Annotated in this window: 19 protein-coding genes; 13 read left to right on the top strand and 6 right to left on the bottom strand. The window is 40.9% G+C overall.

What is annotated here, in order from left to right:
- Positions 1–56: 56 nt before the first annotated feature.
- From H4J61_RS08920 to H4J61_RS08900, 5 genes are all read right to left on the bottom strand, one after another.
- Complete coding sequence (locus H4J61_RS08920) at positions 57–698, bottom strand: hypothetical protein (protein WP_182184792.1); 642 nt, start codon at positions 696–698, stop codon at positions 57–59.
- Positions 699–737: 39 nt separating this feature from the next.
- Entirely contained in the window at positions 738–2,087 is a 1,350-nt protein-coding gene (locus H4J61_RS08915) for a DEAD/DEAH box helicase (RefSeq protein WP_182136387.1), read from the bottom strand.
- Between the two features lie 127 nt (positions 2,088–2,214).
- Positions 2,215–3,651 carry an alanine/glycine:cation symporter family protein gene (locus H4J61_RS08910; RefSeq protein WP_310650050.1) on the bottom strand — a complete coding sequence of 479 codons (1,437 nt, stop codon included), beginning with the start codon at positions 3,649–3,651 and terminating at the stop codon, positions 2,215–2,217.
- 525 nt (positions 3,652–4,176) lie between these two features.
- Positions 4,177–5,580, bottom strand: coding sequence for a Re/Si-specific NAD(P)(+) transhydrogenase subunit beta (gene pntB / locus H4J61_RS08905; protein WP_182184791.1), 1,404 nt, complete (start codon positions 5,578–5,580; stop codon positions 4,177–4,179).
- An 11-nt stretch (positions 5,581–5,591) separates the two neighbouring features.
- On the bottom strand, positions 5,592–7,130 hold the full coding sequence (locus H4J61_RS08900) for a Re/Si-specific NAD(P)(+) transhydrogenase subunit alpha (protein WP_182184790.1): 1,539 nt from the start codon (positions 7,128–7,130) through the stop codon (positions 5,592–5,594).
- Positions 7,131–7,409: 279 nt separating this feature from the next.
- Here H4J61_RS08900 and H4J61_RS08895 point away from each other — a divergent pair, with 279 nt between their 5' ends.
- From H4J61_RS08895 to H4J61_RS08840, 12 genes are all read left to right on the top strand, one after another.
- The gene (locus H4J61_RS08895) at positions 7,410–7,934 is read left to right on the top strand and encodes a gamma carbonic anhydrase family protein (RefSeq protein ID WP_182184789.1); all 525 of its coding nucleotides are present in this window, start codon (positions 7,410–7,412) and stop codon (positions 7,932–7,934) included.
- A gap of 389 nt (positions 7,935–8,323) precedes the next feature.
- Positions 8,324–9,229 carry a transcriptional activator NhaR gene (gene nhaR / locus H4J61_RS08890; protein ID WP_182184788.1) on the top strand — a complete coding sequence of 302 codons (906 nt, stop codon included), beginning with the start codon at positions 8,324–8,326 and terminating at the stop codon, positions 9,227–9,229.
- A gap of 824 nt (positions 9,230–10,053) precedes the next feature.
- Positions 10,054–10,626, top strand: a complete 573-nt coding sequence (locus H4J61_RS08885; RefSeq protein WP_182184787.1) for a Na+/H+ antiporter subunit E — start codon at positions 10,054–10,056, stop codon at positions 10,624–10,626.
- On the top strand, positions 10,626–10,883 hold the full coding sequence (locus H4J61_RS08880; RefSeq protein ID WP_182184786.1) for a monovalent cation/H+ antiporter complex subunit F: 258 nt from the start codon (positions 10,626–10,628) through the stop codon (positions 10,881–10,883). The genes H4J61_RS08885 and H4J61_RS08880 overlap by 1 nt, the downstream gene beginning before the upstream one ends.
- The gene (locus H4J61_RS08875; RefSeq protein WP_182184785.1) at positions 10,880–11,200 is read left to right on the top strand and encodes a monovalent cation/H(+) antiporter subunit G; all 321 of its coding nucleotides are present in this window, start codon (positions 10,880–10,882) and stop codon (positions 11,198–11,200) included. Before H4J61_RS08880 ends, H4J61_RS08875 begins: the two co-directional genes overlap by 4 nt.
- Positions 11,200–11,511 (top strand): hydrogenase subunit MbhD domain-containing protein, encoded by a 312-nt coding sequence (locus tag H4J61_RS08870; RefSeq protein WP_220461232.1) that lies wholly within the window; start codon positions 11,200–11,202, stop codon positions 11,509–11,511. The genes H4J61_RS08875 and H4J61_RS08870 overlap by 1 nt, the downstream gene beginning before the upstream one ends.
- A complete protein-coding gene (gene mbhE, locus H4J61_RS08865) occupies positions 11,504–12,253 on the top strand; it encodes an MnhB domain-containing protein (protein WP_182184783.1) in 750 nt (249 codons plus the stop codon). The genes H4J61_RS08870 and mbhE overlap by 8 nt, the downstream gene beginning before the upstream one ends.
- On the top strand, positions 12,250–12,546 hold the full coding sequence (locus H4J61_RS08860; protein ID WP_182184782.1) for a cation:proton antiporter subunit C: 297 nt from the start codon (positions 12,250–12,252) through the stop codon (positions 12,544–12,546). The genes mbhE and H4J61_RS08860 overlap by 4 nt, the downstream gene beginning before the upstream one ends.
- Positions 12,546–14,081 carry a complex I subunit 5 family protein gene (locus H4J61_RS08855; protein ID WP_182184781.1) on the top strand — a complete coding sequence of 512 codons (1,536 nt, stop codon included), beginning with the start codon at positions 12,546–12,548 and terminating at the stop codon, positions 14,079–14,081. The genes H4J61_RS08860 and H4J61_RS08855 overlap by 1 nt, the downstream gene beginning before the upstream one ends.
- A gap of 2 nt (positions 14,082–14,083) precedes the next feature.
- Positions 14,084–17,230, top strand: coding sequence for a complex I subunit 5 family protein (locus H4J61_RS08850; protein ID WP_259363217.1), 3,147 nt, complete (start codon positions 14,084–14,086; stop codon positions 17,228–17,230).
- 35 nt (positions 17,231–17,265) lie between these two features.
- Complete coding sequence (locus H4J61_RS08845) at positions 17,266–18,201, top strand: universal stress protein (RefSeq protein ID WP_182184779.1); 936 nt, start codon at positions 17,266–17,268, stop codon at positions 18,199–18,201.
- Between the two features lie 129 nt (positions 18,202–18,330).
- A complete protein-coding gene (locus H4J61_RS08840; protein WP_182184778.1) occupies positions 18,331–19,269 on the top strand; it encodes a universal stress protein in 939 nt (312 codons plus the stop codon).
- 633 nt (positions 19,270–19,902) lie between these two features.
- On the opposite strand, the gene H4J61_RS08835 is transcribed toward H4J61_RS08840, so the two are convergent.
- Positions 19,903–20,265, bottom strand: coding sequence for a DUF2237 family protein (locus H4J61_RS08835; protein ID WP_182184777.1), 363 nt, complete (start codon positions 20,263–20,265; stop codon positions 19,903–19,905).
- 48 nt (positions 20,266–20,313) lie between these two features.
- On the opposite strand from H4J61_RS08835, the gene ubiG reads away from it, so the two are divergent.
- Positions 20,314–21,111, top strand: a complete 798-nt coding sequence (gene ubiG, locus H4J61_RS08830; protein WP_182136372.1) for a bifunctional 2-polyprenyl-6-hydroxyphenol methylase/3-demethylubiquinol 3-O-methyltransferase UbiG — start codon at positions 20,314–20,316, stop codon at positions 21,109–21,111.
- Positions 21,112–21,520: the final 409 nt, after the last annotated feature.

Genomic DNA, 21,520 nt, shown 5'->3' with positions numbered 1-21,520 from the left:
TTACGGATACTCACTATAAAATCAGTACTACCTGAGTAGTAATAGTAATAAAACTATTAACTAAATTCACGTAACGCAAGTGACTTTTCATTCGCTGTTGCACCCACATATAAGCGGCAAAACCTTACCGCTTTGGCAAAACTTTTTGGGCCAACCTTTGCTATTACTCGGCGTAAGAACGCCAAATCAAGTGCAAAGTTAACACTATAATGTTCCATCGCCTGCTCGATACTCGGATAACTCACACCATCAAAACAAAACGCTAGGTCTACATCTTCGTTAACCATTTCAATGCCATTAAGCACTAACGGCCAGCCATGAAAATTCACTCTGTCTCTTGCTACTTCATACATAAACCAAGCGCTTTTTTGAAATCCTGCAAAGCTGCCCTCTTCAAAACCAGCATTGGCTAATTCGTTTTGTGTCCAATTAAGGCCAATGGCAAGGTCTTTACGATATTTTTGAATTAAATACTCTTTGACAATTTTTTCAACTTGCCAAATGCTGCGCACTTCGGCTTGGTTGGCCGCACGCGCGCACTCTGCACAACTAGGTAAGGTCAATGGCTCATGCGAGCAGTCAAAAACTAAATGCTCTGAATGAGGAAAAGTGAAAGAATGCCCTGCTGGTTCAGCACAAAACCAGCAGTGATGTCGATAGTTAAAAGGTACGTCAATATCAGTGTTATCAAACTGCATAAATACTAACCTGCGTTATGAGCAAAGCACTTAAAAAGACTATTTACGTCTTTTATTTGCTGTTTTACTTACTGGAGCATTTTTTTGAGTTTTAGTTTTCTCTTTTGCTCTGCGCTTAGCTGCTGGTGTGGCTTCAGCCTTTTTACGCGCCAGTAATTGATTCTTATCTTGTGTAGCTTTATAGCGGCTTTTCTTTAATGGCGCGTCTTCTTTGGCGTCATAATGTGCAGGTAAAGGTCGGTCTAATTCATAACCCGGTACAACAATACGCTCAAATTTACGCTCAATTAAGGCTTCAATATTATCAAGAAACTGCTCATCTTTAGGGCTAACTAATGAGATAGCCGTACCTGATTTACCTGCTCGGCCTGTGCGACCAATACGATGTACATAATCTTCAGGCAAGAAAGGTAAATGATAGTTAACCACATAAGGTAAATTAGCAATATCAAGGCCACGCGCAGCAACATCAGTAGCGACTAGAACCCGAACACTGCCATCAACAAATTGCTCTAGTGCTTTATTACGCGCACCTTGAGTTTTATCACCATGACATAAAGCGGTTTTTATACCGTCAAGTTTCAACTCATTCGCTAAAATATTGGCACTTTCTTTAGTACCAGCAAAAACTAACACTTGCTGCCAATTATTAACCCCAATAAGCTCCGACAATAGCTCAGCTTTACGGGTTTCAGAAACCCAATAAACCGATTGCTTTACTTTACCTGAGGTAGAGTTTTGACGTGCTACTTCGATGGTTTTTGGTGTTTTCAGAATTTTCTTTGCTAACGTTTTAACTTTATTTGAAAATGTTGCAGAAAACATCAAGGTTTGATGTTTTGCCTTGATCATTGCCACAATACGTTCTATGTCGTTATAAAAACCCATATCAAGCATACGGTCTGCTTCATCAAGCACAAGAAACTGCACTTGAGACAAATCTAAGTTGCGCTGTTCAAGATGCTCAATTAAACGTCCTGGTGTTGCCACTAATACATCGACACCCGTTTTAAGCATTTTAGTTTGTGGTGGCATATTAACACCACCAAAAACGACACCCGAGCGCAAGGGTAAAAACTCACCATAGGTTTTTACATTTTTTGAAATCTGCGCCGCTAACTCACGTGTTGGCGTTAAAATGAGTGCCTTAACAGTCGTTGTGGTGTCAAATCCATCCACATTAGGCTTCACTTTTTTCGCTAAACTATCAAGAATAGGCAAAGTAAAAGCCGCTGTTTTCCCGGTCCCTGTTTGAGCACTGGCTAAAACATCAACACCGGTACGAATAACAGGAATAGCTTGTTGTTGAATCGGCGTTAAATTTTTATAACCGCATGCTTTTACCGCTTTTAGTAAATTAGCCGATAAACCTATTGCATCCACACTCATAACATCACCATTTCTGTATTATCGTAAAAACGCACCTGCCTTAAAGCAGTACGCCAAAATATTAAGTCGCGCAGTATAGCAGCTTTATTAACACTTGCTTGTATTAAATCAATACCAATTTTATCAGCTACTTTTTATTCCAAATGCCTTGGGTTAAATTAAAGCGTTGTTGCTCCTCTTCATCAGGCTGGTAAGTCGGTAATAAGCCTTTATCTTGTTGGCGGTGATAATCTTTGGTTATTTGCACCACCACTTTAGAAAGCATAAATAACGCCGTAACATTAAAAATGGTCATTAATCCTGTCGACAAGTCGGCTAAAGCGATCACTTCAGGTAAGGTCGCTACAGAGCCAAAGACCAACATCAACAGAAAACCAATACGTAAAAACCATCGTCCGAGGAAATTATCCATATTTAAATACTTTAAATTATTATCGGCATAGGCGAAATTTGCCACTATCGAGGTAAAGGCAAACAGCAATATGGCGATAGTAATAAAGTCGCTTCCCCAAGCCCCTACTTGATGGCTAAGGGCTTGTTGCGTTAATTGAATGCCTTGCGCTTGGCTGCCAGTATCTTTAAAAAGTAAGATCAAGATTGCCGTACATGAACATATGACAATCGTGTCAAAAAACACCGCCAACATTTGAATATAACCCTGTGAAACAGGATGCGGAGGAAAAGGCTCTGCAGCAGCGGCAGCATTGGGCGCGCTACCCATACCGGCTTCATTAGAATACAAACCACGTTTAACCCCTTGTACTATCGCCGCCCCTACCAGACCACTACCGGCTTCTTTTAAACCTAAGGCTGACGCGAAAATATCACTAATAATCATCGGCACTTTTTCGATATTCAAGCCAATAACAGTGCAGCAAACCAGTAAATAAAGTAAGCCCATAAAAGGCACCGTGAGCTCAGCAAAACGGGCAATATTTTTTAATCCGCCAAAAATAATAAAACCCGCGGCAATCGTAATAACGATACCGGTGTAAAGTGGATTAAAACCGTACGAGCCATTAAATGCACTGGTAATAGAATTTGCCTGCACAGCACTAAAGACAAAGCCATAACCAAAAAACAAACAAAGTGAGAAGGTAATAGCTAATTTTTTATTCTTTAAACCTTTACTCATATAATACGCGGGGCCACCACGAAAATTACCCAAGCTGTCGCGTTCTTTATAGAGCTGCCCTAAAGCACTTTCAGCGAATGCTGTTGCCATACCGACTAAAGCAATCAACCACATCCAAAAAACAGCACCGGCACCACCCAATGAAATAGCCACGGCTACGCCCATTAAGTTGCCCGTACCCACCCGCGCCGCCAACGATGTGCACAGCGCTTGAAAAGAAGAAATACCCTGGCTAGAACTTTTACGACTGGTTTTTAAAATAGTAAACATGTGAAAAAATCGCGTGATTTGTAGCCCTTTCAAACGAAAAGTAAACCAGATCCCGCAAGCACTCAGCAGATAAATTAAAATACTGCCCCATAAATAACCGTTAATAGTGCCTACCCATAATTCAATGACACTGGGTGCAATTACACTTGGTTCTACCACATTATTCTCCGAAGGTTCTATGCTTAGTAATAGCGCAGATTAGATAGGCAAAAACTATTCACTCTGCTTATGTTTAGCTATATTAAATTTGCTATTAATTGTTTGTTGTTGGAAGAAAACTTTTTATTATGTAGATAAAGTTTTGTTATTAGATAAAGCTAGTAAGGTAAATAATAGCTATCGCTAAAAACTTAGTACAAAAGCATCAACTCAGGCTAAAAATCAATCGATAAGACAACTGAAGCGATTGATTGACTCACAATGAACTGAGTAATGGCTTTTATCTTCAGTAGCTTAACAAAATTGTCTGCGAGATATATAACTTTATCACTAAGAAAGCGACTAAAATCAATGGCAATGGCAACTCGTATCGTAAAAAGAAGTTTATGGTGAGTAACCTTGTAGCTAAGGTCAATTTTTAGCATTTTTTATATTGTTGGACTGGGTGGCATCCATAAAAAATGCCGACAATCACTTATCGGCATTTTTAACATCACTTGTTTATTGACGCTTTAATCTAGCAAATTACAAAGCCTTAAATATTTGTTCAACCGAGTCTTTTGCATCGCCAAACAACATTTGAGTGTTGTCTTTAAAAAACAATGGATTTTGTACGCCAGCATAACCTGTGTTCATTGAGCGCTTAAAAACAATAACATTTTTCGCATGCCAAACTTCTAGTACCGGCATTCCCGCAATCGGACTAGTGGGATCTTCAGACGCTGCAGGGTTTACCGTATCGTTTGCACCTATGACTAAAACCACATCAGTTTTAGCAAAGTCATCATTAATTTCATCCATGCTAAGCACAATATCGTAAGGCACTTTAGCTTCGGCTAATAACACATTCATATGCCCAGGTAAGCGTCCTGCCACTGGGTGAATAGCAAAGCGCACATCAATACCTTTGGCTTTTAAAGCTTGAGTCATTTCATAAACCGGATACTGTGCTTGCGCTACTGCCATACCGTAACCAGGCGTAATAATAACCGACTTTGCGCCGTTCAACATATCGGCTACCGATTCTGCGTTAATTTCAATGTGATCACCGTAATCGGTCTCTGTGTCTATAACGACATTGGTACCAAAACCCCCAGCGATAACACTGATAAAAGAGCGGTTCATGGCTTTACACATAATGTAAGAAAGAATAGCCCCTGATGAACCCACTAATGCGCCGGTCACAATTAACAAATCATTATTAAGCATGAAACCTGCCGCTGCGGCTGCCCAACCTGAGTATGAATTGAGCATGGACACCACCACTGGCATATCTGCACCGCCAATTGAGGCGACTAAATGCCAACCAAAAACTAAGGCAATAAAGGTCATCAGATATAATGTGTTATCACCACCACCTTGTTGAACAAAAGTCACTAGCAAAATAATGGCTATGATACCCGCCACTAAATTTAACTTATGTCGCTGAGGTAACATGAGTGCGGCCGAGTTAATAATACCTCGCAACTTGGCAAACGCGACAATTGAACCGGTAAAGGTGACCGAGCCAATAAATACCCCAAGAAACACTTCAACTAAATGAATATTAACCGCCATTTGCTGACTGTCACTAAAGGTAGCCATTACCGAATGGTCCATTTCAAAATAGCTATTAAAGCCAACTAATACCGCCGCTAAACCAACAAAACTGTGCAGTATTGCCACTAATTCTGGCATTTGGGTCATTTCAACTTTTTTCGCTAGCCGCAGGCCAATGATAGCGCCGATCACCATAGTCACTAAAATAATCCAAACATTGTCGACACGAGGATCGGCAATGGTGGCAATAAGCGCGATGGCCATACCGACAATACCATACCAATTACCTGTTTCAGCCGTTTGTTGTTTACTAAGTCCTGCCAAGCTAAAAATGAACAATAACGCAGCAATAATGTAAGCTGCACTGATTAAACCTTGAGAAAATTCCATTAAAGTGTCCCTTATTTTCTAAACATTTTTAGCATACGTTTAGTGACAACAAAGCCACCAACAATGTTGATAGTGGCAATAAGTATTGCGACACCGGCGAGCACTTGTATTAGTGGATTACTATTACCCACCTGTAGAATTGCGCCAACAATGATAATGCCAGAGATGGCATTGGTTACACTCATCAGGGGTGTATGCAGCGAATGGCTAACATTCCACACCACGTTGTAACCAATAACACAGGCCAAGACAAAGACGGTAAAATGAGAAAGAAAATCCGCAGGGGCAACACTCGCAACCCAAGCAAAAAGTAGAGCACCAGCAGCCATCAGGCTATATTTTTTAACCGGGCTCACCGGTTCTTTAACTTTAACTTCAGGCGCTTTAACGGCTTCATTTTTAGGCTTAACAGGCGCAGCACTGACCTGAATAGCCGGTGGTGGAAAAGTAATTTCATTTGCTTTAACAACGGTCATATTGCGAATGACGACATCGTCAAAATTAATATTAAGCGTACCATCTTTTTCTTTGCACAAGAGTTTCGCTAAGCTGACTAAATTATTTGCATATAACTGTGATGCTTGATTCGGTAAGCGAGAAACAAGATCGGTGTAACCAATTATTTTCACACCTTTTTCATTAACGACTTTACCTGCTTGGGTTAATTCACAATTACCGCCGCCAGCTGCCGCTAAATCAACAATAATACTGCCCGTTTTCATCGATTCAACCATTGCGGTTGTAATAAGCTTAGGCGCTGGTTTGCCTGGGATCATAGCGGTGGTAATAATAATATCAACATCTTTGGCTTGCTCAGCAAACAAGGCCATTTCTGCATCAATAAAAGCTTTGCTCATCTCTTTTGCGTAACCATCACCAGAGCCTGTGTCTTCCGGCTCTTCGTAATCAAGCTCAAGAAATTCAGCACCCATGCTTTCTATTTGTTCTTTAACTTCGGGTCGGGTGTCGAATGCTCGCACAATCGCCCCTAAGCTACTTGCTGTCCCTATGGCAGCTAAACCGGCAACACCGGCACCAATAATCATGACTTTAGCGGGTGGCATTTTACCCGCAGCGGTTATTTGCCCGGTTAAAAAACGACCAAACTGATGTGTCGCTTCAATAACGGCACGATAACCAGCAATGTTGGCCATCGAACTTAACGCATCCATTGATTGACTACGGGTCATTCTTGGCACCATTTCCATGGCTAAGGTGGTAATTTCTTTATCTTTTAACGCCGCTAAAATATCCTCATTTTGTGCAGGAGCAATAAAACCAACGAGATAAGCCCCCTCCTTCATGGCAGCAATTTCGTCAAGTGTAGGAGGGTTTACTTTAAAGATAATATCAGACTGCCAAACATCTTTCTTAACCGCGACACTGGCACCGGCATCAATAAATTCTTGATCCGTAAAGCTTGCTTTAGTACCACAACCTTTTTGTATTTTCACCTCAAAACCAAGCTTGAGTAATGACACTACCGCGGTTGGCGCACTAGCGACTCGGTTTTCACCTGACAATGTTTCTTTCGGTATACCAATAATCATATATCACCTTTATTTAGACATAGAACACCTAATAATAAGCTCAGCACATAGTCTTATGTGTTGAGCTTATTTGCTAAGTATCTCATCCGACTGGACGTTAAAATTATTATTATTACTAACTACTTGTAATGTTTTACCATTAATTGCTTAATCTTCATACATTAAGCTAGTTTATTTTTAGTATAACTCAAGCATTATAACTATCACTTAAAAGTCTAATTTGCTCTCTAACGGGAATAGATTAATATAAAGGCATAAATTCGAAAAAAGGAAAAACAGATGATTTATCGATTGGCTGACTTAGTACCCAAGTTAAATAAGAGTAATTTTATAGCCCCCAATGCCACACTAATAGGTGACGTTACCCTAGGCGAAAATACTAGCATTTGGTTTAACGTGGTTATTCGTGCTGATGTAGCCAGCATTAGCATTGGTGAGAATACCAATATTCAAGACGGTTCAATTTTACATGTTGACGCTCAATTCCCAATGACTGTAGGGCGCAATGTTACTGTAGGCCACAAAGTCATGTTGCATGGTTGTACCATAGGAGATAATACCCTAGTGGGCATGAATGCGGTGGTACTCAATGGTGCTAACATTGGCAAAAATTGCTTAATTGGTGCTAACAGTTTAGTTACTGAGAACATGCAAGTGCCGGACGGACATCTCGTTTTAGGCTCGCCGGCTAAAGTCATTAAAGTGCTTGATGAGTCAACCCAAGATATGTTCACTAAATCGGCTATGCACTATGTTGAAAATGGTCAACGTTATTTAAAAGACCTAGCACCAGTAAATTCGTGATTATTGCTACAATAAATTGGCTTTAGCTAGCATTTTCACCGTCTTTTTGAGCACTATAATGGCGGAGAAAAAACATTAGGCGTACTGAATCTAATCGTCAACATAAGCCATGAACAATGGTTTATATTGAGAAAAAGTTAGCGTCATACTAGGACTTTTAAAGGAGAAATTAACGCAAACTATTTAATATATATTTTCTAATAGTTCGTTTTATATCATTTAAGGTCTTAGTAACCGCCATATTTTGTTAAGAAAATATGGCGGTGATAAAAATTAAAACGTTGCAATATAAAAGCCTTAGTATAAATTATTGTTAAATTGACAATATCCTTGTCATCACCCTGCTAAATTGCAATTTTCACTATTAAAAGCCTTGAGGTGTTTTACTTTTGTCTGAGCTTATTAACTATAAACATTTGCGTTACTTTTGGGCTGTAGCACATGAAGGCAGTATAGCTAAGGCAAGTAAACGCTTACATATAACACCTCATACCATTAGTGGCCAACTCTCGCTATTAGAAGCTCGCATGGGCTGCGCCTTGTTTGAAAAACAGGGCAGAAATTTGGTGTTAACAGAGCCGGGTAGAACTGCGCTGAAATACGCTGATGAAATTTTCAAATTAGGCCATGAACTCGGTGGTGTGATGCGAAGTGCTGCTTCATGCAACCAGACTGAGTTTATGGTCGGTGTCGCCAGTTCGCTTCCTAAAACTATTGTCTGTAAAATTATTGAACCGGCATTGCTGATACCTGGCGGTCTTAACTTAATCAGCACAGAAGGTCCTGTTTTAGGTCTATTGGCCGACCTGTCTATGCACAAATTAGACATGGTTATCAGTGATGCTCCAACTAACAATACCTTGGGAACCAGTGTTTTTAATCATTACCTTGGCGAATCTGGCTTGACGTTTTTTGGCGTTCCTGAATTGAAAGAAAGCTTAGCACCAAACTTTCCAAAATCTCTGCACCACGCGCCAATGTTACTACCCACAACACAATTTGGCATCAGACAGTTATTTGATCAGTGGATACATAAGCAGAAGATATTTCCTAATGTTGTTGGCCAGTTTGATGACAGTGCTTTAATAAAGTCATTCGGCCAACGAGGTCTTGGTGTTTTCTTTATGCCAACAGCAATAGCCGATGAGGTCTGTCAGAACTTTGGTGTGCAAATCATTGGCCAAACTGATGATGTAAAACATAGATTTTATGCGATTTCGGCCGAGCGTAAAGTCAGCCACCCTGCCGTTTTAGCTATTTGTAAAACGGCAAGAACCTGCATCTTCGGTGATTAAGCTTTACTAATAGCGGTGCTACTTCAAGTTGGAGTACATATTGACTAACCAAGTAACATTGTTCAAATATTATGCACATCCAATCATGTGCTTAATTGAATTATAATTGTAATCACCATCCCCCCTACTTATTTTATCCCAATAAAAACGCTTTTTTTATAGGCATTTTTTGGCCCTTTGTAGGTCGGACTTCAGTCCGTCAAGGGATTAGCCTGATGATTAACACTAGGGGTCAAAAAAATCTGCAGCGGGCTATTATTTTTTTCGCTCACCATTTATTCCAAAACCAGTTAAATTTCATTTAACCTGATGGACTAAAGTCCAACCTACATTGGTCAAGCGTTCAGCGGATGATTAATGTAATGGGGGCAAAAAGTTCTTTGTAAATTGTAAATCGGACTTCAGTCCTTTAAGCAAACGCATAACTTGATGCACAAAAACCTAACAGAAAAAACAAACTCACAGTTGTTACTTTTAACTGAAAGCTATTTTACTGACAGCTAGCTCTTAAAACCTGTTGGCCAAATATGAATAGCCAAGTTAATTTCATCTGAGGCGACAATAATTAGCGACAACTGAGCCTTAATTTCATCGCTGTTATTTAAAGCCTCCCTGCTACATTAATTTAAGTTGGAATATTTTTATCGATAAATCCGACTTAATATGTCGTTTAATTCGACTTTTTATTTTCTCTGCTGTGACCGAAACTTCATTTTTATCAATGTATCTGAAATAAACGCCACATTAACTTTATATCAACCTATTATAAACTTGAAGGTAACTTTTTATAAAGTGAATATTGACTTAGATGTTTAGGGAAGAAAATGAAAATTATCAAGCAAAATAATGAATTGTCGAGTTCACCATCTTCGTTCAGCTTTCGCTCAGTATTGAGCTGGAGATTCTTTATTCGGTTCGCTTTATTTAGCCTATTTTGGGGCTTACTTACCCGTTGGCAGCAAAATTCTCTGGGCCTAGGTATTGTTTTTATTGCCATGGCTAGCGTGCTTAGCCTCTATTTAGCGCCACAACAAAAAAAACGACATCAGTGGCTAAAAAAACCATTCAGTATTCTATCATTTTTATATTACTTCTATGTTCAGTCTCTGCGAGGCGGATGGTCTATCGCTAAATTAGCACTTAGCCCTAAGCTAAAGCTTTCACCTGGCTTTATAAAATATCACACAGATTTAGCTAACGACTCGCAAGTGTTTACCTTTATGCAGGTGCTAAGTTTATTGCCCGGTACCGTAAGCGCTAGACAAAATGCTCAAGAGCTCACCATTCATGTGCTAGATATGAACACCTTCAATCAGGCCGAAATAGACGATTGCCAAATACGTATTAAACAGCTTTTAGGCACTAGCGTTCAACCGCTTATTGATGGTGAAAATTGATGATAACCCTATTAGTCATTGCCAGCATAGTGTTAGCTATTTTACTGCTGTTAAGTTTGCTGTTTGTCTTGCGCGCACCAAGTTATGCAGATTGTATTTTGACAACGCAATTAGTGGGCACTATCGGTGTTGCTATATTGGCACTTCTGTCGGTTATTCAAGATCAGCCTTATCTGCTTGATGTCGCCCTGGTACTTGCGTTGTTAACGTCGATAACGATTGTAACTTTCACCCAACTTAGAGGTAAATCTCAATGAATTTAGCGGATATTTTTAGTGTGATATTTTGCTTAGCAGGATTGTTTTTTTTCTGTGCTGGCACGGTGGGTTTAATACGATTCCCCGATGTACTCAGTCGCCTACATGCACTAACCAAAGCTGACAATTTAGGTCTTGGATTGATGGTAATTGGGTTATTACCACAGCTGTCTTCACTGACTGATGGCTTAAAGTTAGTGCTTGTTTGGGGCTTGGTTATATTCTCTAGTGCCGCTTGCAGCTATTTAATCGCCTCTCAAGTGATTAACGAGCAATCCTTAAAAACACCAGCACCACCTTCAGTTGAGAATAAATGATGAGCCTAGTGATGATTTTTGATGCTCTATTAATTTTTAGTATGCTTACCCTTGGTTGGATGAGTATTTTTTCTCTGTCACTTTTTCGCTGTATCGTATTTTTTGTTTGTTTAGGCCTTTTAGCCGCTATTGCTTGGGGACAGCTTGGCGCCTTTGACGTCGCTATTGCCGAAGCCGCTATTGGTGCAGGCATCACCGGCGCTTTATTGCTGGCTGCATGGAATCGAATTAGGCCTCACCGCACAAAAGCAATTGAGCCAAATGTGACTAACGCTAAGAAAAGCCAAAAGGATACTAGAGAGCATGTTTAACAAATTAGATATTAAATATGACGGCCCCGCAGTCGATAAAAGTACATTAAGCTTAATTGCCTCAATAGTGGTTGCCGGGCTTTTATTAGCCGTAACGATAACAATAGTACTTAGCGATAAGGGACATAACACTGGCCTAGCCCCTTTAATTACTCAGAATATCGAGCTTAGTGGTGTTACTAACCCAATTACCGCTGTGTTACTCAATTTTCGCGCCTACGACACCTTGCTTGAAATCGCCGTGCTACTGGTGGTTGTACTGGCTATTTTACCCACGCGTGATCACCATGCTCCATTCTTTAAACGCATCGAAGTAAGTAAACAAAATTTGGTGCTATTGGCACTGCAGCGTTGGATTACACCCGCAGTGGTTATTTTTGCCGGCTATTTGCTTTGGGCGGGTGCACATCAGCCTGGTGGTGCATTCCAAGCTGGCGCTTTGTTGGCAGGTGCTAGCGTGCTGATGTTTCAAAGTGATACTTATCAGGTTAACTACACCTCTTTTATGGCGCGTGTTTTGTTAGTGCTTAGTTTAGTGGTATTTATCACTATCGGCACAGCCCTTATTTGGTTTGAAGGCAGCTTACTCACTTATCCCCTAGCATTTTCTGGCCTGCTGATACTGTTAATAGAAACTTGCGCTACTGTCTCAATAACCCTTGCATTAGCCTCACTTTATAGCAGCTTTATTGCTAGTGAAAATATATCAGTTACCGACCATAAACACCGGACTATAAAATGACCTCTGCATTGCTTTATTCTATGGCTGGCTTAGCACTTTTTGCTATTGGCTTTTTTGGTGTGGTGGTGGCTAGCCATGTGATGCGAAAAATACTGGCGCTCAATGTCATGGGCGTGGGTATCTTTATGTTCTTGATTGCCTTAGCTAAACGCAATCCATTGGTGGTCGACCCATTGCCTCATGCTCTGGTATTGACCGGTATTGTTATCGCCGTAGCAGGCACCGCACTCGCCCTTAATCTAATGGTGCGAATTCATCACATTGATCAGTCTAGCCAAGAGCAAAGCAAGTGATGAATTACCTAAGCTCATCGCTGCTCTTGCCAGCCATAGTGTTTTTGCCGTTATTGGCAGCAATAATAGCCTTTATTATCGGCCGAAATCGGCTACAAGGCCTGATAAATATATCTTTTTCACTAACGCAATTTTTACTCGTTGTGTTAACAACTCTGCTGTTTTTAGATGAACAAACTGATCAAAGTGAGCGTTATGTCATTGGTGGTTGGGGAGCCCCTCTTGGCATAGATCTCATTGTTGATGGTTTTTCAATCTTGATGCTCGCACTAACGGGCTTACTTACACTATTAATAACTCTGTATAGCGCCTCATATTTTTCAGATAAATATAACGCTAGCGAAAAAAGCTTACGTTTTTGGCCCTTGTGGTGGTTCTTAATCTCAGGGCTTAATGCCTTGTTTATGTCAGCAGATGCTTTTAACATTTATGTCTGTCTAGAGATTATCGGACTCTCTGCCGCTGCCTTGGTTGCCCTGCAAGGCAATCGCGCCGCCTTACAAGCCGCATTAAGGTATTTGTTAGTCGGTCTATTAGGTTCACTTTTTTACTTGTTCGCCATTGCCATTCTCTATCGTAGTCATGGCACGCTAGATTTAATGCAAATAGCTGAAACAGCCAGCCATAGTTTTCCTGATAAGGTCGCGATGATCCTAATCACCATTGGACTTCTGCTCAAGATAGCTTTGTTTCCACTGCATTTTTGGTTACCACCCGCACATGCAAATGCCCCAACACCGGTTAGTGCGATACTTTCTGCGCTAGTAGTTAAGGCTTCGTTGTATATCTTAATAAAGTTTTGGTTTGACGTGTTAGGCGAAGCCACCACCTTGGGTGCCTCTCAAGTGTTAGGTGCTTTGGGTGGTACAGGCATTATTTATGGCTCATGGTGCGCATTTCGTGCCACACAATTAAAGCTGCTTATTGCTTATTCTACGGTTGCCCAACTTGGCTACATATTTTTATTGTTTCCGTTAAGTGAATACTCAATGGGGGTTAGCTCGTTTACTGGCTCTGCATCACAGGCAGCAGTCTATTTCATCGTTGCACATGCGTGCGCAAAAGCGGCAATGTTTCTAGCGGCTGGCAATTTGATCTTAGCGCAAGGTAATGGCGAGATTGCTCAACTCAAGGGTATCGCGGTGCGCGAGCCACTTAATGTTTTAGTCTTTGCTATCGCGGGCATCAGCCTTATTGGTTTACCGCCGAGTGCTGGCTTTATCGCCAAATGGTTACTACTCACCACGGCTTTCGAAAGTGGTCAGTGGTGGTGGGTGATCGTCGTAATTACAGGCGGACTCTTAGGAGCTATGTATTTATTCAAAGTATTAAGTTTGGCCTTTTCTACAGACCCTGCTGTTGCTGAGTCGCCCACAGCAAAATCGACAGCGCCAGTATCGTCAGTGTCAGTGCCCGTATCAAGCGTTATGACAACAGTCGCCCTAATACTTGCGCTGATCACCTTAGCCTTAGGTTTAAATGCAGAGTTTATTCTTAATATCAGTAATACAGTAACTGAGGTAAATGGTATATGAACATGAGCACACTATTACCTGCGTTCATTGTCCTTTGTCCTCTTTTAATTGGTTTGGCCGTTATGGCGACACCTGAGCATAGATCCTTGCAGCGTCGAAGTCTAAATATTGGCGGCGCACTGATGACACTTAGCCTAATCGCCATGTTGTTGTCAGGTGTTGTCAATGGCTTAGACTTTGAAACGCGCCTACCACTGTTACCTAATATTGACTTTGTTCTTCACGGTGATGCCCTGTCATTATTATTTGTCAGCTTGTCAGGCCTGTTATGGTTGTTTACCACTATTTATGCCATTGGCTATTTTAAAAATAGCGCTAATCGAAGCCGATTTTTTGCCTTTTTTAGCTTATGTGTTGGTGCCACAATAGGCTTAGCGCTTGCTGGAAATTTAGTCACCTTTTTAATTTTTTATGAATTACTGACACTCGTTACCTACCCACTAATTGCCCACAAAGGCAATGCGGCGTCGATTAAAGCGGCGCGCACCTATCTTGTCTATACCATGATAGGTGGCGCATTGCTGTTAACCGGTGTGGTCTGGCTAAAAGTGCTAGCTGGACCACTCGACTTTACCTCAGCAGGTTTGTTGGCTGAGTTGCCCGGATTAAACAACAGCCATTTACAGATCATTTTTGTCTTACTCATTGCTGGGCTAGGTGTCAAAGCAGCTTTGTTCCCTTTGCATGCTTGGTTACCTATTTCAATGGCCGCACCGGCACCAGTAAGTGCCTTGTTGCATGCCGTTGCCGTTGTCAAAGCCGGCGCGTTTGGTATCGTGCGCGTTGTTTATGATATTTATGGTGTCGAATTTGCCAGTGATTTAGGACTAACCGTTTTACTGGCCGTTATTGCTGGCTTCACCATCATCTACGGCTCAGTTAAGGCTTTGAGTCAGGACGATCTTAAAAGACGCTTAGCCTATTCAACCGTAAGTCAGGTCTCTTATATCGCGCTCGGTACTGCGATTGCAGGACCAATAGCCACTATTGGTGGCCTAGTGCACTTAGTGCATCAGGGTTTAATGAAAATCACGCTATTTTTCTGTGCAGGTAATCTTGCAGAAACCCTGGGTGTTCATAAAATCAGCCAAATGAATGGTGCAGGTAAACGTATGCCCCTTACGATGGCAGCGTTCACCATAGCTGCATTTGGCATGATTGGTGTGCCACCTATCGCCGGCTTTGTGTCTAAATGGTATTTAGGTGTGGGTGCATTAGAGGCACAGGCCTATTGGGTGCTCGGCGTACTGGCGATTAGTAGCCTACTAAATGCCAGCTATTTTTTACCTATCATTCATGCCATTTGGTTCAAAGAGCAAGATCAGCCATGGCCCAAAGAAGTACCTAAGTTGCGTTTAGAAACACATTGGATGCTACTGCTACCACCTTTAATTACCGCTTTTCTCGCCTTAGCTGTTGGCTTATTTGCCTCAAGTGCTTATAGCCCACTCACTTGGTCTGCGTTAATTGCCTCGCGGGAATACCAAGCCATTTTTCCGGATATTTCAGGCATAGCACTTAAATACAGTACGGGTCACCTTTGGGTATTGATTTTACCCACTGTATTATTGTTTGCGATGGCGTTTAAAACTTTACGCGCTAAAGTCATTCGCTTGATCCCGCTTGCCCCACTACCCGCCTTATTAGCGGCGCTACTTGTGGTTAATGAAGATTGGGTCGAGCAGTCATTTTTATTATTAACTTCAGCCATTTGGTTTATTGCCACGCTTTATGCTCAAACTTATATGGCTAACGATGACAAACGAAACCGTTTTTACCTGTTCTTTATCCTAACCATGATAGGCAACCTTGGCGTAGTGTTATCGCAAGAAATTTCATCCTTTATTGCTTTTTTTGCACTGATGAGTTTCTCTGCTTACCCGCTGATCCTGCATTCAGAAAGTGACGAAGCAAAGTCGGCGGCAACAACTTATATCCGGTGGGTGATATTTTCAGAAATAGTGTTATTTCTTGGCTTAGTCGGGAAGACTTATTACGCTGAATTTGGCATAAACGAGTTACCTGTTGTTTGGGTTTCAACATTATTGATTATCGGTTTTGGCGTTAAAGCCGGTTTGGCCACTTTGCATGTCTGGCTGCCCAAAGCGCACCCCGTGGCACCTATACCCGCTAGTGCCCTGCTCAGTGCGGTTATGGTGAAAGTAGGTTTGTTAGGTTGGATACGTTTTCTGCCCTTAGGTGATGCAAGCATCAATGTCTTGGCCCAACCTATGGTGGTGCTTGGATTTGGCGCCACTTTCTTAGCTGCCATTTATGGCGCATTGCAAGACAATGCTAAAACCGTATTAGCTTACTCAACGGTTAGTCAGCTCGGCATTATAGTCGCCAGTATTGGTTTTGCTTTAGCGACCCCTGACAGCTGGGCATTATTGTTGCCTGCCATAGTACTTTTTGCTATGCATCATGGTTTTGCCAAGGCAAGCTTGTTTTTTTGTGTTGGGCTCAGTTCAACATTAAAACCCGGCCATAAGCTCACTCCGTTTTTGTGGCTACTGGTATTAGTGCCAGCGCTATCATTAATCGGCTTGCCACTAAGCAGTGGTGCCTTAGCCAAAGCAGCACTCAAAGATGCCACTTCGAGCTGGCCATTGTTCTCCACGTTACTGGTTATGTCCGCTATAGGTACCACATTGCTAATGTGCCGGTTTATCGAACTGATGAGAGAGCAGGCGATATTAAAGGCATCGAGCGCTAAACCCAATTGGCGACTTATCTTGCCAACAGCGCTTTCAGCCTTGATGTGTTTAAGCTATTTTTACACGCCACCGTTTGAATTCAGGCAGTTTCAGACAATCGTTTCAACGCTAAATTGGTCTTCTGTTTGGCCAGCGTTTACCGGTTTGTTGATCATTTTTGCTAGCACAAAACTACGCGCTAAATTACCCGTACCTCCGGCCGGCGATCTGTTAATTGTCTATCAAGCATTAGCAAGTTTAAGCGCTAAAACTTGGCAAAAAATTGCTAATTTAAACGCCAGTATTGCTCTATATATCGACATGACGCTGGGTCATCTACACCTATGGTCACTAAGCGTATCAAGGCGTTTAAGCAAACAATTAACGCTTGATACGCCAGGCACTGTCATGATTGTTATGCTAGCCGCTCTACTCTATACCTTTTTAACTTAAGCCAATTTGTCTAATCAACAGCAGGAGATAACCCTATGAAACGTTTTAAACATATAATCATAAAAGTTAATGAGCAAACTAAGCCTGAACTGGATATCGCCGTATTGCGAGGCATTGAACTGGCCAGTAAAACCGGAGCAAAAATAACTTTATTTGACGTAGTTGAACCGCATGAAACTATCCTCAGTAGTTATGCCGATATTGTCGGTCCTGCAGAGCTAACCGAATTTATTATCGCCCAGCGACTCGACCAATTAACTGATTTAGCACAGCAATTACAAAGCACTGGTGTAGACATTTCAGTCAGTGTCGCCAAAGGTAAAAACTTTATCGAAATCGTTAAAGCCGTTATTTTAAACAAAGCTGATTTACTGATCAAAGTGGCAAATAAAAGTGAAAAGAGCTTTGACAGCAATGACTTTCATATCATGCGTAAATGCCCCAAACCAGTTTGGTTAATTAAAGAAGCGCAGCAGGATACAGTTAAAAAGGTATTAGCTGCCGTCGACCTATCAATGGAACAGCATTCAGAAGGTCGTGCCCAAAATCGCATGATAATCGATATCGCCTCATCATTAAGTCAGTATAAAGATGCCAAATTAACAATCTTGTCATGCTGGTCGTTATATGGTGAAGAAGCTCTCAAACATGGCGCATTCACCAGAGTGTCACCCGCTAAAATTGAAAGCTTATTAAAGCATGAAGAACGCGAATACCAAGAGAGCCTTAATATCCTGGTAAACGAGTATACCCAGTGCAAGTTTGAGCAAATATTAGCCAAAGGTGATCCAAAAACTATTATTCCTGCTTTTGTTAATGACAAGGGCATCGATGTTGTCGTTATGGGCACTATTGGCCGCTCTGGTATTCCTGGATTTTTAATTGGCAATACCTCTGAATCGGTACTTCAAGCGATTAATTCTTCAGTCATCACCTTAAAACCTGAGAATTGGGTCTCACCCATATATTAAGCCTGAGCATATATACCGACTCCAGTTCAATCTGGAGATTTCAGCAAGTTGAAAAAGAGCATAAGCACCGAAGATATAACGACAACTTAATCACAGTGTTACTGAATTTGATCATGATAGGAGAAAACAATGGTTTCTTTAAATAAGTTATTACTCGTAACCCCGGCAAACTCAATTCAAGCTGCAGTTGTTTCACAAGCAATGAAATTAGCAAAAAGTCATCACTCACACATCACCTTCTTTAGTGTGGTAGAAGAACTTCCTAAAGATCAGCTCGCATTGGTTACCCTATTGCCCTCGAAGGAGCTAATGGACAATTTACAAAAAGATCAACAGCGAGTTTTAAAAAAGAATATTGAAAAGTTTTATCACCCTGCTATTGCTGTTGACGCACAAAATGCAATCGGCGTACCTTTTATCGCCGTGATTAAAAAAGTACAGCAAGAAAACTATGATCTGGTGATATTAGCGGCCAGAACGGGTGAGCAAAGTCGTAGAAGGTTTTTTGGTAGTACCACCATTCACCTCATGAGAAAATGCCCTTGTCCGCTACTAGCGGTTGGTACAAAAACAGATGAGCCCATTAAGCGCATAGTGGCGGCTATAGATGTTTATGCGCCAAGCGAAGAAGGACTCGCGCTTAATAATACCATTTTAACATGGGCCGCCCATTTAGCGGTGTCAGAAAAAGCAGAATTACATGTTATACATGCTTGGCAATTGCCTGATGAAGATTATTTAAAAAGCTGGGGCCATAACTCTGAAGTTGATCGCCTTGAATTAATCATGAAGCAGCAATTGGATAGACAAAAACGTTTTGATGACTTTATCAACAATCACTTTGTTGATGGCGACTTGCCCATAACAGAATTGATTGAGGGGACTGCTCAAGAAGAAATCCCTAAATACATCGCCGAGCAAAACATTGATCTGCTCGTCATGGGCACGGTATGTCGTACCGGTATTGCTGGACTTTTTATTGGCAACACGGCTGAGTCAATATTAAGTGAAGTGTCATGTTCAGTATTAACGTTAAAACCGGTAGGCTTTACCTCTCCTATTAAATAGGCTTTATTTTAAGATAACGTTTTTTATAAAAACAAGGCTTATGCTCGCTACTGCTAGGTTAACCTAATACCCCATTAACCTAAGGCCTTATGCATACTAGATACAATCAATAATACTGTCTATAAGCTTTATAAGTCAGACCTTGACTAATTAATAGCCATCAGATGAATGCGATTAATTTATCGCCTATGATATTAGTCGCTGATGATATTTGTAGCACATTTTTATTTTGCTAAGTTCGCTACTGATGCGCTAAATTGGCTGGTTAATTTTCAACCGACATTAAGTCGACTACCGCCATGTGTTTTTTCATCAGTTGCTTGATATTATCGACAAACCAATGAAAAATTAGTGAATAAGCTAGCAAAGATTACAGGCTTAACATAGCGTAAACTGTTTGATATAGGTTATCGAAAGATCAGAAAAAGCATTGTAATTTTTTATTGGGGATTTACCAGTCAAGAAAAAGGGTTTGAAATAGTGGTTTAAATAGGTAAAAAACTTCCTTGTTTAGATCTGAAAATAGCTAAAATGCTAAGCGCTGGATCATTCACTCAATAACAGTGTCAAACAGCAAAAGAGGAGAAGATGAACATAAGTACTAAACACTTATATTAGCAAGAGTATAGAGGATTACTCAGCATACTCATGAGCTTTTAAAACCTCTAATGAGACAACTTTTAGCGCTTTTTGGTTAGTTGACGCAAGTATAATCGGTGGTGCAACCTTGTCTGCAATCGCTTGATACCAGCGAACAGCGCACAAACACCATTTGTCACCCGCTTTTAAGCCGGCAAAGTTATACATATGATTAGGCGTGATTAAATCATTACCTTGTGCCTTTGAAAATTCTAGGAATTCGTCGGTCATAACCGCACAGACACTATGGTTACCGAAATCATTTTCGGGTACATAACAGAACCCTTTTCGGGTGAAGCCCGTATTACTACAACATAACTCTAAACGCGTGCCTAATACATTGAATTGATTTTCCATGAATATGCCTTGTGTTAATTAACATTAGATTAAAAGGATAATATTACCATGCTAGACAAAAGTAAGCTTAATCCCGTCCAAAATGATAGCACTGAACGCACTTCTACCGGTAATTATAGTCCTAAAGAAATTGCCAAATTTGATAAATTAGCTGAAAGTTGGTGGGATCCACACGGCCAGTACAAAACCGCACTTGAATTTAATCGGGTGCGAGTAGCTTATTTTATAGCGCAAATTTGCACATTTTATAATCGTGACCCCAACACACTAAATCCTCTGCAAGGCTTACATATTTTAGATGTGGGCTGTGGTGGTGGCTTAGTTTGTGAGCCTTTGGCAAAAGCAGGCGCTACCGTGGTGGGCATCGATGTTAGCGAAATGAGTGTTGAAGTCGCAAAACGTCATGCTTTAACATCTCAACTTGATATTGAGTATCGTCACGAGCATGCTCAACACACTAGTACAAACGATGAAAATCGCTACGATGTAGTGATTAATGCTGAAGTCATTGAACATATACCCAATCAGCAAGACTTACTGAAGCAATGTAGTCAATTATGTAAAGTAAATGGCTGTGTCATCATGGCAACACTCAATCGCACGATTAAATCTTACTTGGTCGCCATTGTTGGTGCTGAATATATTATGCGATATTTACCCATTGGCACCCACAGCTGGCATGCTTTTGTTAAACCGATTGAATTAAATAACATGGCTGCAAACGGTCGATTACAGTTAGTAACCGGCATTGGCATGGCATATAACTTATTCACTAAAACCTGGTCTACAACATCCAGCCTAGCGGTTAATTATGTGCAAGTATACCGACGCTTAACTCCTGATTAGCACGACAAGTTAGCACTTTTTATGCACATTAGAGTTGACCGATATGTTCACAAACTTTGTCGTTATCTTGCGTTAGGTGAATTTTTTCATGGCAAACCGGGTTTACTTATTTGGCTCTGTTGAACAACCCTTATTCGGTTATAAAGTGAATTGCTTAAAGCTTTAGGGAGAAAATGAGTATTTTAGTCAAAGCGGCTTTTACAGCTGTGGGTTCTAAATAAAGTTGGAAACCGTTAAATAAAGTCGGAAACTGGAATTATTACATTTAGGTATGAAAATACCTTTCAAAAAATTGAAGTTAACTTTTATCTAGATTGGATACGGCTGAACAACCACATTGAGTCATCTAGACTAACAGACAACTAAGCTACCAAAGCAGGTCATATACTTTTGAATTACTAACGATCAC

Origin of the sequence: Colwellia sp. MB3u-4 (genome assembly GCF_014077065.1) — a bacterium.
Lineage (GTDB): Bacteria > Pseudomonadota > Gammaproteobacteria > Enterobacterales > Alteromonadaceae > Cognaticolwellia.
Note: the sequence above shows the minus strand (reverse complement) of the source record. Positions and strands in the feature narration are given on the sequence as shown.